This is a genomic window from [Bacillus] caldolyticus (assembly GCF_003595605.1).
GTDB classification, from domain to species: domain Bacteria; phylum Bacillota; class Bacilli; order Bacillales; family Anoxybacillaceae; genus Geobacillus; species Geobacillus thermoleovorans.
Genome location: NZ_CP025074.1, coordinates 2,413,524 through 2,427,203, shown reverse-complemented (window position 1 = coordinate 2,427,203; position 13,680 = coordinate 2,413,524). Strand labels below are relative to the sequence as shown.

At 52.9% G+C, this 13,680-nt stretch carries 12 protein-coding genes; 3 read left to right on the top strand and 9 right to left on the bottom strand.

Features of this window, described 5'->3' with window-relative positions:
• The first annotated feature begins 12 nt into the window (after window positions 1–12).
• A complete protein-coding gene (locus CWI35_RS12525; protein WP_033012722.1) occupies window positions 13–1,005 on the top strand; it encodes a glycosyltransferase family 2 protein in 993 nt (330 codons plus the stop codon).
• An 88-nt stretch (window positions 1,006–1,093) separates the two neighbouring features.
• Here CWI35_RS12525 and CWI35_RS12520 read toward each other — a convergent pair whose 3' ends face one another.
• Window positions 1,094–2,554, bottom strand: a complete 1,461-nt coding sequence (locus tag CWI35_RS12520; RefSeq protein WP_020279434.1) for a S41 family peptidase — start codon at window positions 2,552–2,554, stop codon at window positions 1,094–1,096.
• Between the two features lie 425 nt (window positions 2,555–2,979).
• On the opposite strand from CWI35_RS12520, the gene CWI35_RS12510 reads away from it, so the two are divergent.
• Entirely contained in the window at window positions 2,980–4,449 is a 1,470-nt protein-coding gene (locus CWI35_RS12510) for an IS5-like element ISGka1 family transposase (protein ID WP_081130568.1), read from the top strand.
• 417 nt (window positions 4,450–4,866) lie between these two features.
• Here CWI35_RS12510 and CWI35_RS12505 read toward each other — a convergent pair whose 3' ends face one another.
• Window positions 4,867–5,580: a pirin family protein gene (locus CWI35_RS12505; RefSeq protein ID WP_020279432.1), complete on the bottom strand. Its 714-nt coding sequence runs from the start codon at window positions 5,578–5,580 to the stop codon at window positions 4,867–4,869.
• A gap of 337 nt (window positions 5,581–5,917) precedes the next feature.
• Here CWI35_RS12505 and CWI35_RS12500 point away from each other — a divergent pair, with 337 nt between their 5' ends.
• A complete protein-coding gene (locus CWI35_RS12500) occupies window positions 5,918–6,322 on the top strand; it encodes a hypothetical protein (protein ID WP_020279431.1) in 405 nt (134 codons plus the stop codon).
• Between the two features lie 97 nt (window positions 6,323–6,419).
• Here CWI35_RS12500 and merR read toward each other — a convergent pair whose 3' ends face one another.
• From merR to ftsE, 7 genes are all read right to left on the bottom strand, one after another.
• A complete protein-coding gene (merR, locus tag CWI35_RS12495) occupies window positions 6,420–6,842 on the bottom strand; it encodes a mercury resistance transcriptional regulator MerR (RefSeq protein ID WP_011232565.1) in 423 nt (140 codons plus the stop codon).
• Between the two features lie 436 nt (window positions 6,843–7,278).
• Window positions 7,279–8,919, bottom strand: coding sequence for a mercury(II) reductase (gene merA, locus CWI35_RS12490; RefSeq protein ID WP_033012720.1), 1,641 nt, complete (start codon window positions 8,917–8,919; stop codon window positions 7,279–7,281).
• Window positions 8,920–8,976: 57 nt separating this feature from the next.
• Window positions 8,977–9,270, bottom strand: a complete 294-nt coding sequence (locus CWI35_RS12485; protein WP_011232567.1) for a transporter — start codon at window positions 9,268–9,270, stop codon at window positions 8,977–8,979.
• A gap of 67 nt (window positions 9,271–9,337) precedes the next feature.
• Window positions 9,338–10,162 carry an alpha/beta fold hydrolase gene (locus tag CWI35_RS12475; RefSeq protein WP_240432109.1) on the bottom strand — a complete coding sequence of 275 codons (825 nt, stop codon included), beginning with the start codon at window positions 10,160–10,162 and terminating at the stop codon, window positions 9,338–9,340.
• Window positions 10,163–10,669: 507 nt separating this feature from the next.
• Window positions 10,670–11,968, bottom strand: coding sequence for a murein hydrolase activator EnvC family protein (locus CWI35_RS12470; protein ID WP_020278906.1), 1,299 nt, complete (start codon window positions 11,966–11,968; stop codon window positions 10,670–10,672).
• Between the two features lie 28 nt (window positions 11,969–11,996).
• Window positions 11,997–12,890 carry a permease-like cell division protein FtsX gene (ftsX, locus tag CWI35_RS12465; protein ID WP_031407070.1) on the bottom strand — a complete coding sequence of 298 codons (894 nt, stop codon included), beginning with the start codon at window positions 12,888–12,890 and terminating at the stop codon, window positions 11,997–11,999.
• The gene (ftsE, locus tag CWI35_RS12460; protein ID WP_011232571.1) at window positions 12,871–13,566 is read right to left on the bottom strand and encodes a cell division ATP-binding protein FtsE; all 696 of its coding nucleotides are present in this window, start codon (window positions 13,564–13,566) and stop codon (window positions 12,871–12,873) included. The genes ftsX and ftsE overlap by 20 nt, the downstream gene beginning before the upstream one ends.
• Between the last annotated feature and the right edge of the window lie 114 nt (window positions 13,567–13,680).

Sequence of the window (13,680 nt, the reverse complement as noted above, 5' to 3'; positions counted from 1 at the left end):
GAGGCAAGAAACATGGTGGACAAACCATTGTTAGCCATCGTCGTCCCATGCTACAACGAAGAAGAAGTGTTGCCGGAAACGGCCCGGCGGCTGACCGCTTTGCTTGAGCAGCTGCTCGAAGAAGGAGCGGTCGCCATCGGCAGCCATATCGTTTTTGTCGACGACGGCAGCCGCGACCGGACATGGGCGCTCATTGAAGAAGAAAGCGAGCGCAACCCGTTTGTCTCCGGTGTGAAACTCGCTCGCAACGTCGGCCATCAGCGGGCGCTGCTCGCTGGGCTCGAAACCGTTCGCGCGTACGCCGATTGTGCCGTGTCCATTGACGCCGATTTGCAAGACGATGTGGAGGCGATCCGCGAATTTGTGCAAAAATACCGCGAAGGGTATGACATCGTGTATGGCGTGCGGCGGAGCCGAAAGACAGACACGTGGTTCAAGCGTACGACCGCCCAAGCCTTTTATCGGTTCATGAGGGCCATCGGAATCGAGCTGATTTACAACCACGCCGATTTCCGTCTGATGAGCAAGCGGGCGCTCGATGAACTGAGCCGTTACACGGAAGTCAATCTCTTTTTGCGCGGGTTGGTTCCGCTCGTCGGCTTCCGCTCGACGTGCGTCTTTTACGACCGGCATGAGCGGTGGGCTGGACAGTCGAAATACCCGCTCAAAAAGATGCTCGCCTTCGCCTTTGACGGCATCACGTCCTTGAGCGTCGCACCGATTCGCGCCATTACGCTCATCGGGTTTTTGGCCTTTCTCACGAGCGGTGCGGCCGGGCTGTACGCCCTGATCGTCAAATGGCTTGGACACGCCGAATCGGGCTGGACGTCGCTCATGATTTCCGTTTGGTTCATCGGCGGGCTGGTGCTCATGAGCCTCGGCCTCATCGGGGAATACATCGGCAAAATTTATCAAGAGGTGAAACGGCGGCCGCGGTTTGCGATCGAAAAAACCGTGCAGCTGCCGCTTCCATCAGAAAAGGAGAAAACACCAGCCCATTTGTAGGAAGCCAGCGATAGTCCACAGGCAAATCAGTCACAAAGAAAAGGGTGCCTCTGCGTTGTCAGAGGCACCCTTTTCTCTTTACTCGTCATCATTGGCTCGCTCGCGACGGAAACAACACGCCAAGCGCTTTTTTCAACTGCACATCATGCTTCGGATCGCGGACGGCTTCCATGATTTTCGTTTGCAGCACATCCGCCGTCGTCTCATCGATTCGTCCCGTAACCGGCAGCTGATTCGCTTTTTGGAACGCTTGAACGGCTTGTTCGGTTTCTTTGCTGAAGTAGCCGTCCGTGCGGCCCGGGTCGAACCCAAGCCCTTTGAGCATTTTTTGCGCATTGGCGATTTGCTCGTCGTTCATGTCATACCGAAGCGGTTTTTCCACATGAAGCGGAGCGACGTGGAAATAATCCGGCTGCGCCACCGCGACATCCGGCTTGATCCCTTTTTTATGGATCCAATGCCCGTCCGGCGTCAGCCATTTGTACAGCGTCAATTTGATGTTGCTGCCGTCGCCCATCGGAATCGCCTGCTGCACCGTCCCTTTGCCGAACGTTGCCTCGCCGACCAGCTTGTAGCCGCCCGCTTCCTTCATCGCTCCCGCCAAAATTTCCGACGCGGATGCGCTTCCTTTGTCGATGAGCACAACGATCGGGTATGGCTTTTTCGCCGTTAAATCGGAATAAAACTTTTGCCGATCGCCATCGCGTTCTTCAATTTGCACATATGGTTTGCCTTTCGGGATGAGCTGTTTCAAAATTTCCTCAACGCTTTGCAAATAGCCGCCCGGATTGCCGCGCACATCGATGATCAAGCCATCAATATGTTCGGCCTCAAGCTTCGCCAATTTCTTTTTAAAATCGGCGGCTGTGTTTTCCGAAAACGACGTAATTTGCAAATAGCCCGCCTTTTTGCCGTTGTATGTTTTGATCGAGTCATACACCGTCTGAATCGGAATTTCGTCGCGGACGACTTTGACTTTCATCACGTTTTTGACGCCGGGGCGCAAAATGTCAAGCTCCACCGTTGTTCCTTTCCTGCCGCGGATTTTCAACACCGCTTCATATAAATCAAGCCCTTCCAGGCTTTCTCCGTTGACGCGCAAAATTTGATCGTTCGGCTTCAGACCCGCTTTTTCCGCCGGCGAGTTTTTGATCGGAGCAACGATCGTCACCTTGCCGTCGATCATGCTCACTTCGGCGCCGATCCCCTCAAACGACGAGTCGAGCGACTCGTTGAACTGCTCCGTCGTTTCCGCATCCATGTAGACGGAATACGGGTCATGGAGCGTGTTGATCATACCTTGAATGGCGCCTTCCGTCAGTTTTTCTTCATCCACTTTCTCCACGTACCGATTCTTAATGAGCTCATAAGCTTGCCGGATTTTTTTCATCTCTTCGCTGTCGTTCGTCGACTTGGACGGCTCATTCGAAACAATCGTCGAAAGCGAGCCTTCCATCGGGCGGTCCGCCAACTGAAGGCCAGCGTACGTCCCTCCCGCCCCAATGAGCATCGATATGGCCATCAATGCGGCCGTCGTCGATTTTTTCACGTTGCTTCCTCCTCACCCTATGCTTGACCTTCCCCACCGCTTGCTGCGGTGCGGGAAGGGGGCTTTCTCCTCGCTCCTCCGTCAGTGAAGCAAATGAACATCCCTTCCGCCTCAACGCTGACGGCTTTTGCAAAACACGAAAAGGAAAAGCACCGCCTCACGCCGTGCCATGCCTTTATCTTCATCATATGTTGGGCTTGTACCGAGTATGCTAGTGCGTTGCCCATCCTTTACTAGTTTACACGCTCCTTGTTGATTTCTCAACTCATACAGAGCGAAAAAAAGAGGCACCCCTCGCCCTTGGCGGCGAACGATGCCTCTTCTTGATTCGTCTTCTTGGCACGATCTAGAAGGCCGGTGAAAAAGTACACCCTGAGGCAGGGATTTAGGTGGCTTGTGTCGAAAAAGGAAGAAAAATCGTTGGAATGGAGCGTGAGCGGATCATGAAAGCCCCCAAAAACCCTTCGACTCAGCCTCGTCTGTTTCAAGTCATCGACATGGAAGAACTGGTTCCTCCACATCATATCTTGCGCCAAATCAACGAAGCGGTTGACTTTTCCGTCATTCACGATTGGGTGGCTCCCCTGTACACGGAAAAAACGGGTCGCCCGGCGGCGGATCCGGAACGGCTGCTTCGCCTAATGCTGCTCTCGTATTTGTTCGACCACTCTGAGCGGGAGTTGTATGAGATCCTCCCCATGCATGCCGGATACTTGTGGTTTTGCGGTCTCGACTTTGAATCCGTGCTCCATCCGGATCCTCATCACCCCACACTGCCGGATCGAACGACGCTCGTCAAAACACGGAAACGCTGGCGCCAACATGAAATCTTTGACCGGCTGATGACCTATGTGGTGGATCAATGCATCGCGGCGGGGTTGGTCTCGCCGGATGTCCATGCGGCGGCTGACGGCACCCAAGTGCGGGCGAATGCCTCGATCCACAGCTTGCGGGAGGTCAAGCTCGCTCCGGTGGAGACGTTGGAAGACTATCTGGCCCGCACTGCCCGGGAAGATGAACAGACCGAGGCCCGGGATCCGGATGACGACCCACCCTCTCCGTCTCCAAAATCAGGGGAACGCGTCCATGCCGAAGAACGGGGAAACTTCCGTGGAGCCACGTTTTCCAACCGGACCCATCGAAGCGTGACGGATCCGGATGCCCGGTTGTACAAGAAAGGCAAAGGGCAGGAAGCGTATCCTCGGTATCTGGTGCACGACGTCATCGATGTCCAGTCGCGCGTGATTTTATCCAGACGGGCCAGCCTCGCCACTGGAACGGCGGAACGGGAGACGAGTTTGGAGCAGCTGGCTTCGATTCAGTTTCGCCACCCGTCGATTACGATTCGGACCTTGTCTGCGGACAAAGCGTATGGCACCACCGAGTATCTGGAAGCGCTCTTCGTTCAAGGCATCACACCGCTCGTGCCGTTGCGCCGCAAGGAGATGGAGGAGATTCCAACCTGGAAGCGCCGGGCGAAGGATCCCGCTCAGGAAGCAAAGCGCCAGGCGAAAGTCCGAGACGTTCAGATTCGCAATCAAGCGAGGCTCATTCAGCAACAGGGCGGCTATCGATCCATTCAAGCCCTTCGCACGCGTTGTGAGCATGTGTTCGCCGAAGGGAAGGAATGTCACGGGCTGGACCGGGCCCGAAGCCGGGGCCTTTACGCCATGGAAGAACAGGCGCTGTTGACCGCCGTCGTGCAAAATCTGAAGCGATTGTGCCGGTTTCGAAAAAAACGAGGGGGGACCGGCTCTTTGGCGTGCGCAAAACCGGAATTGGGAGCAGGAAGTCCTGCTCGTCTTCCCATCCTTTGGCGCCAAACGGCGGGGAGAATGGCCTCCAAAATTCGACATGTGGGAAGTCTATGCCCCATTAATTCACCGGCCTTCTAGGAGGCTGGTGATTTATATAGATGCAACAAAGAAGTTTAACATATCCTTGACAGAAAAGTGGTTTGCCCATTTTCGACTGTCGAAGGCAAGCGTGTGGCTTGCCTCCGTCACGCCTTAGCGTGACGGAAGACCGAACAACGACTCGCTTCCAGACCCATTCATGGGTCTGGAAGCGGCGTTGTTCGGTCACTCGACAGTCGGATGCAATGACCGGCAAAGACGAAAAATGTTAAAGCTTTAAATTGCATCTATATAGTACAAAATGCTGCTAGTTCCAGCTATTTCTCAATTAGAAAAACCTTGCGAAATCAGCCTTCTTTTTTGGCGAAATGCCGCTGATTTGCTCGTGACAGCCGTTTTTCACCGGCCTTCTAGAATGGAAGCCAAACCAATGAGCCGCACAAAAACGAAACGCTTTCACCCCTCTTTTGGCAAGTCGATGAGCATCAACCGCGATCCTTCGTTCGTTGCGAGGCGAAGAACCGGCGTTTCCGTGATGCGGGCCGCATCGCGCCGCTCGAGATGGTCCTCGCCGTTTAACGTCAGATCCCCCTCAATGACAAAGACAAAGATGTTCCGCCCTTCCGGCTGGGTAAACGTCACCTCATGCCCGGCTTCCAAATCGGAAAGATAAATCGTCAAATCTTGATGAATGTGAGCAATCCCCGGGGAAGACGGGTGTTTCGTGACAATCGGCAGCAAGGCGTTTTTCATCTTGTCGACCGGAAACTCGGTCCGCTCGTACGACGGCGGCAATCCGTATTGTTCCGGCAAAAACCAAAGTTGCAAAAAGTTCACCTCTTCCGTCGCCGACGGGTTCACTTCCGAATGGACGATGCCGGTGCCGGCCGACATCCGCTGCACGCCGCCGAACGTTGTCACCGCCTTATGTCCGGTGCTGTCTTCATGTTGCAAATAGCCTTTAAGCACGATCGACACAATTTCCATCTCCCGGTGCGGGTGAGCGCCAAAACCGGAGAGCGGCGCAACGAAATCGTCGTTTAACACCCTTAGCGGGCCAAACTGGATGTTGTTCGGATCATAATACTCGCCAAATGAGAAGCTATGGTATGTTTTCAGCCAGCCGTAATCGGCATGATATCGGGACGACGCCCGGTCGATGCGGATCATCTTGTTCCTCTCCTTCATTTATCGAAATAGAGCACCAAGAGCATGCTGCTTTGATACGGCGATCGCCATAGCGATCATAGTCATGTGATATATACGATGCGGATCATGAAAAATCTAGAATGCTGGTGATTCAACAGGAAATGCGGTTCAATCATGTCGCTTCTCAAACGGAGGAGCCTTATATATAAATGTTGCTCTTCCCTCCACTCAAGAATCATCATTAGGGGAAATGGACGTTTTTCACCGGCCTCCTTGGAGGGCTAGCCAGCATGAAGTTCTACATCAATTTGATTGGTTCTAAAATCTCGAATTCGAGATTATTATATAAAAAACCGTTTTGCCTGTCAACTTTGGAACGATTAAAATCGACTATCATTGGTCTGACCGCCATTCCCATTTGCACATTAAAGACCAGACGGGTGAAGTGACAACAAATGACGTCCAGTCGCTCATTAACGACTTGCAAGCATCACCGTCGCTGTCAAATGATGAAATCATCGCCAAAATCAAAACTCTCTTTTCCATTGATACCCCGTTCCGCCTTGAACTCGAGTGGAAATATGGAAGCGGCCGGACGCGGAAACTTTCCGTCAAGCAAGACGAGGACAAAGGAGAAAATGCTGGGCAACCCGGCGATGATCAAGATGACGATGACCAAGGTCATGATCAAAATCACGACCAGGACGATGATGACTACGATGGCGGCAATGTAGGCGGCGATGATGGCAACAGCAGCGAATAATCGCGTCCTGAGCAGACAAGCAGCTGCCCGAAAGGCCGGGAAACCGGCTAATGAGGGCAGCCGTATTTTTGTCGGGGCTTCCGGCCTCCACTTTCTTTTATTTCCTTTCCTCGTCCGGCCGTTCTTCGAGCAGCAGATCAATAATCGGGCAGTTATATAAATTGTCTTCATGAGGGCAACATTCCTTTAACTGCTGGAGCATCGCTTCGATCCGCCTCAAATCGCGAATGCTGGCTTGAATCTCCTCGATCTTTTGCGTAACAAAGCGGTACATGTCTTTGCATCGATCGCGATCCCGATCGACAACGCCAAGCAGTTTATCAATTTCCGCCAAGGTGAATCCGAGCCCTTGCAACCGCTTAATAAACTGAATTCGCCTGACCGTTTCCTCCGTATACAGACGATATCCGCCTTCTGTCCGCTCTGTTTCTGGAATAAGCCCTTTCCGTTCGTAGTATCGGATCGTTTCTTTATTGACATGGCATTTTTCCGCTAGTTTACCGATGCGATACGTTCCCATATCATCACCCTCGCTATTCCTCTCTTCCATGTGAACCGTTGATATGCACCTTTCTGAAACCATCTGTTCTTTCCGCTAGGCTAACAACTTCATGTAAGTTTCCCTTCGTCTTTTGACTCACATAACCACCTCACCCAAAAGCATAAACCTTGTACTATAGTACAGGGTCAAGTCAATATGAAAGTTGGGCCGGCGAAAAACAAAACAACTGTTCCCCCTGATCGATTGGTTATCGTGCGAAAAGAGGAATCGATGTTACAAAGTTTTTCAATTTGAGAAGTGCTGCTGTTAAGCTTCATGCTCTGTTCAATCACCAGCCTTTTAGGGAAGCGTTCCGCCAAACGGACCGCTCCCCATTAAGCTTCGTTGCAACCGCAACAGCAATGAGTTCCCCCCTTGATAACGGTCCGCGAAGCGGCGGCCCAATTCGAAGGCCTCATCCCGCGCAGCACGATAACTTCGAAACATCTTGGTCAAACGTAAGCGCCGCCAGCTTCAGCCCCTCCGCCATCGTTAAATACGGGACAAGCGTGTGGCGAAGGTCGTCGATCGTTAATCCGAATTGAATCGCCAACGCTGCGGCGTAAATGACCTCGCCGGCATTGTCCGCAACAACGTGGGCGCCTAGCAGCTTGCCCGTACGGGCCTCAGCGACAAGTTTAAACACCCCCGTCGTTTCCCGGTTGACGATGGCGCGCGGCACCGCCTCAAGCGGCAGAACGGACGTTTTCACGTCATACCCGTTTTCTTTCGCCCGCTGTTCGGTCAAACCGACGGTGGCGATGGCCGGATGGGTGAACGTCACCGCCGGAACGACGGCCGTATCCCAGCGCTTGTTCAGCCCGCCGACGGCATTGGCCGCGGCAACGGCTCCCTGATAGGCCGCGACATAGACGAACTGCGGGCCGAGCGTGACATCGCCTGCCGCATAAATCGACGGGTTCGTCGTCCGTGTGTATTCGTCGATCAAAATTTCCCCGCGCGCCCCGACTTCCACACCGGCTGCCGGCAAGTTCAACGCCGCCGTATTCGGCGTTCTCCCGGCAGCCACGAGCAATTCGTCCGCTTCGATGACCCGGGTGCGTCCGTCCACGTTCACATACACTTTTTTCGTATTCCCGTCTTGTTCGACCCGTTCAAATGAAGCACCGGTGATGACGCGGATGCCTTGTTCTGTGAGCGCCCGCGTCATCGCTTCGGAAATTTCTGGGTCATACTCTTTCAGCAGGCGCGAGCTTCGCTGCATCAACGTCACCTCCGAGCCGAGATGGTGGAACAGCTGTCCCAACTCCATCCCGATGTAGCCGGCGCCGATGACAGCGAGCCGCTTCGGCACTTTTTTCAGTTCAAGCAAGGTCGTGCTGGTCAAGTAGTCGACATCATGAAGTCCCGGAATATCCGGCACGGCCGGGGAAGCGCCTGTCGCGATCAAAAACCGTTTCGCCGACAGCGTTTGGCCGTTCACTTCAATCGTTTGGCGATCGATAAACCGAGCCTCCCCTTGGATGAAATCGAACCCATACTCTCTGATCAAGTCTGCATATTTCGCTTGGCGAAGCTGCTCGACCAGTTCATTTTTTTGCTTCACTAACGGCGCCAAATCAACCGGACCAGCGGATGTATGCAGGCCGAGAAACGGATGATTTCGCGCCAACGCATAGATTTCTCCGGCCCGAAGCAGCGTCTTCGATGGCACGCATCCGATATTGACGCACGTCCCCCCGACCGTTCCGCGCTCGACCATCGCCACTTTCGCCCCGTATTTCACCGCTTCGATCGCCGAGGAAAACGCCGCCCCGCCGGAACCGATGATCATGTAATCATACTCTCCCTCGCCATCGATAACAGATCTGGCTGATGCGGTGATCTCCTCGGCTTCCCCCGGCTCGTAATGGGCGTTTTTGACCGCTTGTCTCGCCATGTCAACGTCCGTGCCCTCAGGCAGCGCGAATACCACTTCACCGCGCCGGAAGCTGACATCCATCAGCTTAGCCCCAATCGCCTCCAGCGCTCTGGCGACATGTTGTTCACAGCCGGTGCATGTCATGCCTTGGACGGTCATTCGATATGTTTTCATGGTAAAAAACACTCCTTATCAACAAATGTCTCTTTCCTATTTTGTTCAGTTCCTCTATCACTCGTCCTCATGATTCGTTCGGAAGGGGACACAGCACGCCCCATGGCCGTTTCCCGTTTTCCCTCGGCCATAGCTTTCCGTTTCACCTGATCGCATTGGCTTTCGCTTTCCAACCATCATCATCAGCGAAAAGAAAAACAAAACCGTAAAAAGGCCGATGGCAAGGCTTTGGTGTCGGATCAAATACGCACCGACCGATGTTCCGGCCAACAACGGCAGAATAACCGCCAGATGACACGGGCAGCTGAGCAGTGCCAGCACGGCCCAAAACGATTTTTTGACCATTTCCATCGTTCTCCCTCCTTGCGATGACGGGGTGGGGGGGTTCCCGTCTTTGCTCAACATTATAAACGATAGACTAAGGTACAGAGTCAAGGGGGAATGTGGTGCGGCCAAACCATTTCCTTGGATCGGCCAAGCAACGCCCGAAACCATAAAAAAATCCCCGCCTTAACAGCGGGTCATACGGATCAATAGGCAATGGTAAGTAGCTGTGATCTCCCCGTGCGCCAAAAAGCGCTGTTCGTATTCGCGCATCATGGCTTTGAATAGCGCTGGGAGCGCGTTCAACGATATAGCGCGCAGCAGCAGGTGGACAAATCGCATCTTGCTCACCGTGAACGATCAGCATTGGAGCGGAGATGTCCGCCAAAAACGGGCGCGCATCGGCCTCAATCAAATAATCAAGCCCGATCAGCAGTTCCTCAACCCGATCGCGGTAAAAGAACTCAGAAATATCCCCCTTTTCGCTCTTGGACCATAATGAAGCAAGGAAAGCAGCTATCGTGTCAGCCGGCCGTACTTGCAGCTTTGTTTTCATCCGCTTGACGATCCGTGGATGCCATCCAGCTTCATAACCGTCATCGGCAATAAAACGGCTCGTGCCGCCGATCAAAATAAGGCGAGAGACCCGCTCGGGATAAGCATGGGCCAACTCTAGCGCCACAAGCGAACCGAGCGACCAGCCGATGACCGTCGCACGCTCATGAAGCACCTGTTCCGCTCGCTTTCGAAAGCAATGAACCGTTTTAATTTCCTTCCATTCGACGACTGTCGCATTTCCCCTTAGTGATAACGAATCGAGCAACGGCGCAAAAATATCCGCTTTCATTCCCCATCCCGGAATGCAGACAATATTCATGGGATCCCCCCTAACTTTCTGCCAACACAGCCATTGATCCAAACGGCCCGTCAAGCTGTTGCTTCATCGATAAGCAACAAGCACCATGCAAGAGAAGATGGGAAACGCCTTCCTTAACGGACAGCGTGTGGATGTGAAGCTAGATTAAGCGGCCGCTTTTTTCTCGATCATGACCCATACGCTTTGCGCCGTCATGTACAAAATCAGCCCAGAGCGTTGGTTGGTTTTCCCCGAGCTTCGGTCCTTGCGCCTTTATCTCCTCATCCCGTAAATCGGATCTTTCCCCCTTTCACCACCATTTGTAAACCAAAAATAAATAAATGTTTACATTTATCGTATCACAGGCAACCGATGGCCACAATCTTTTTTCATTCCCAACGAGTTGGAGAGGGTCTCCCGCATCCATCACCGCCAAAAACGGATTGAAACAGAATCAAAGCGGAATGGGCATAGAATTTGCCTGCCGATGATGTCAAATCAATCAAAAAAATACGCAACTTGTCCCGCCAAAAGACAGACAAGTTGCGCAATGCCACCTACCGTTCGAAATTAGAAAGGAATATAGTCAAGCGGATTGACCGCATTCGTTTTCGCCTCGTTCCAGCCGCCGCGATGCAGTTCAAAATGAAGATGCGGACCGGTCGAATTCCCTGTATTGCCCATGTAGCCAATAATTTGTCCTTTACGGACGTGCTGCCCTTCGCCAACAAGACGCGCTTCTAAATGAGCGTACACGGTCGTATAGGTTTGCCCATTCATCACATGGCTGATGAAAATGACGTTGCCGTAGCTGCTAGAATAGTAGGAGCGGAACACAATGCCGTCCGCTGCAGCGACAACCGGCACAACGGGAGCTCGCTTGCCGATGTCGACCCCCGGATGGAAGTCCGTGCCGCCAAACCGGTAGCCAAAGCCCGAGGTGATCGGTCCGTTGGCTGGACGGGTAAACGCCCCGCTCGATACAGGCGGCGTGCTGCCGCCGGATGGCGTTTCTCCTGATGACGCTCCTCCACCGTTTGGCGAGGCATATGTACGTCCTCTCTGTTTCGCTTCTTCTTCGGCCCGTTTTTGCCGTTCGAGTTCGGCAAGCTGCTCTTTCACCGCCGCTTCTTGCTTGGCGATCAGTTCTTTTTCTTCTTCAAGCGCCATCTTATGATCATGCTCTTCTTCCTCTTTTTGCTTCAAATCGGCCATCAGGCGATTTTTTTGTTCGAGCTGGCCGGCCAGTTCGGCCTGCAGCTGCTTCAATTCTTGCAAATCCGCTTGCAGCTTGTTCCGCTTCTCCGTCAATTCGGCTTCCTTTTTCTCTTTTAACGCTTTATCGGCTTCCTGTTCGCGGATGATTTGTTGGTCCGCTTCCATGATCGTCGTTACGGCGCTCATCCGGTCGATGAAGTCGCTGAAGCTTTGCGCGCCAAGCAATACTTGCAAGTAGCTGATCGCCCCGCCGCTTTCCTGCAAGGAACGAAGCCGCTCCTTTAAAATTTCATTTCGCTTTTCAATCCGTTCTTGAATTTCGGCAATTTCTTGTTTCAATTGGTCAATGGCTTGCTCCGTTTGGTCAATATCTGCGCTGACGTTGCGGATTTTGCCGCTCGTTTCCTCAATGGCAATGTTCAGCTTTTCAATATCGTTGGCGACTTGTTTTTGCTGCGACTGAAGGGCTTCGATGTTTTTTTGCGCCTCGCTGATTTTTTCCTGCACCTCTGACCGTTTTGAACGAAGCGCGTCGATCTCGCCTCGCTTTTGTTCGATATCACGAGTGCTGACGGCGTCCGCCGCCGGCGGCAGAACGCCAAGGCCGAGCGCCGCGGCGACCGCGAGCGCCATCATGTTTTTCTTTTTCATCGCTTTCCCCTCTCCCTATGACTTTTGTTTACACTTTTAAAAACTTGCGCACCGACATGACGCTTCCCCAAATGCCGATGCCGGCGCCGATCGCCAAGAGCAGTGCGCTCAACTGCCACATAAACGGCGAAAACGGAAGAAGTTCAAAAAACGGCAAGGAAACCCGCTGTTCATACACTTGATACACGTTGTAGTACACGATCGAAAGCGCCGCGATCGGGAAGAGAGCGCCAAGCATTCCAAGCCATAACCCTTCCAAAAAGAACGGCCAGCGGATAAATCCGTTCGTCGCACCCACGAGCCGCATAATTTCGATTTCGCGACGGCGGGCGAAAATCGTAATTTTGATCGTGTTGGAGATGAGAAACATTGCCGTAAACAACAATCCGAGAATGAGCACGAGCCCCACGTTGCGCGCCACTTTCAGTGCGTCAAACAGCCTCTCGACCGTCCCTTGGCCATAATTGACTTTATGGACGAACGGCAATGTTTCGATTTGTTTGGCGATTTTCACCGTATCTTGCGGGCGGGCCGCTTTCACGACGTATACATCGCTCAACGGGTTGTCCTGTTCAAATAATCGGAACGACGAGCCTTCGTCCCCCATGCTTTTGATCAGCCGCTTCAGCTCTTCGTCCTTCGATGAATAGCGCACTTCCTTGACGTTTGGAATGGCTTCAATTTGCCGGCGCAAAGCGTTTTTTTGCTGGTTGTCGGCCGTCAGCTCGATATGGACGCGAATTTCGACATCGTTTTCGACTTTCTGGGCAAAATGGTTGATGTTGAACATGACGACAAAAAAGACGCCGACAAGCAACAGCGTCACCGTAACGGCGCTCGCGGACGCAAACGTCATCCAACCGTTGCGGCCAAGGCTTTTGATGCTTTCCCGGACGTGGCGCTTAAACGTATGAAGCGTCATAGCCGTATTCCCCCTTCGCCTCGTCGCGGACGATTTTCCCGTTTTCGATGGCGATGACGCGCCGCCGGGTCGCGTTGACAATCTCTTTGTTGTGAGTCGCCATCACAATCGTCGTTCCCCGGTCATTGATTTTTTCAAACAGCTCCACAATGCCCCATGAGGTTTCCGGGTCCAAGTTTCCTGTTGGTTCGTCGGCAATCACGATCTTCGGGGAGTTGACGATTGAGCGGGCGATGGAGACGCGCTGTTGTTCGCCACCGGACAATTCGTTCGGATAAGAGCGGATTTTATGTTTGAGGCCGACTAGGTCGAGTACTTCCATCACTTTTTTGCGGATCACTTTCGGCGATTCTTCAATGACTTCCAAGGCAAAGGCCACGTTTTCGTATACGTTGAGCTTCGGAAGCAACTTGAAATCTTGGAACACAACGCCGATATGGCGGCGCAAAAGAGGAACTTTGCTGTCTTTCAGCTTGGCAAGGTTGACGCCGTTGACCATAATGGTCCCGCTCGTCGGCTTTTCCTCGCGGTACATCATTTTAATAAACGTCGACTTCCCAGCTCCGCTGGGCCCAACGACGTAGACGAATTCTCCTTGCTTGATGCGAACGTTGATGCCGTTTAACGCCACAACGCCGTTTGGATAAGTTTTGTATACATCTTGCATTTCAATCATCATCATCACCTATTTTCGACTTCCCTGTTGCCATTTCTCGAGCTGTTTCGAATGAATCTTGCAAAATTCCGCAAGGATTATTATAACACCTCACATTTCGCACCCTAACAAGGT

What these genes read in the sequence shown, in the direction of transcription:
- CWI35_RS12525 (WP_033012722.1), top strand. Translation starts at nt 13, where the DNA reads ATGGTGGACAAACCATTGTTAGCCATCGTCGTCCCATGCTACAACGAA.
- CWI35_RS12470 (WP_020278906.1), bottom strand. Translation starts at nt 11,968, where the DNA reads ATGAAAAAGAAAAACATGATGGCGCTCGCGGTCGCCGCGGCGCTCGGC.
- merA (WP_033012720.1), bottom strand. Translation starts at nt 8,919, where the DNA reads ATGAAAACATATCGAATGACCGTCCAAGGCATGACATGCACCGGCTGT.
- CWI35_RS12505 (WP_020279432.1), bottom strand. Translation starts at nt 5,580, where the DNA reads ATGATCCGCATCGACCGGGCGTCGTCCCGATATCATGCCGATTACGGC.
- merR (WP_011232565.1), bottom strand. Translation starts at nt 6,842, where the DNA reads ATGGGAACGTATCGCATCGGTAAACTAGCGGAAAAATGCCATGTCAAT.
- ftsX (WP_031407070.1), bottom strand. Translation starts at nt 12,890, where the DNA reads ATGACGCTTCATACGTTTAAGCGCCACGTCCGGGAAAGCATCAAAAGC.
- CWI35_RS12485 (WP_011232567.1), bottom strand. Translation starts at nt 9,270, where the DNA reads ATGGAAATGGTCAAAAAATCGTTTTGGGCCGTGCTGGCACTGCTCAGC.
- ftsE (WP_011232571.1), bottom strand. Translation starts at nt 13,566, where the DNA reads ATGATTGAAATGCAAGATGTATACAAAACTTATCCAAACGGCGTTGTG.
- CWI35_RS12510 (WP_081130568.1), top strand. Translation starts at nt 2,980, where the DNA reads ATGGAGCGTGAGCGGATCATGAAAGCCCCCAAAAACCCTTCGACTCAG.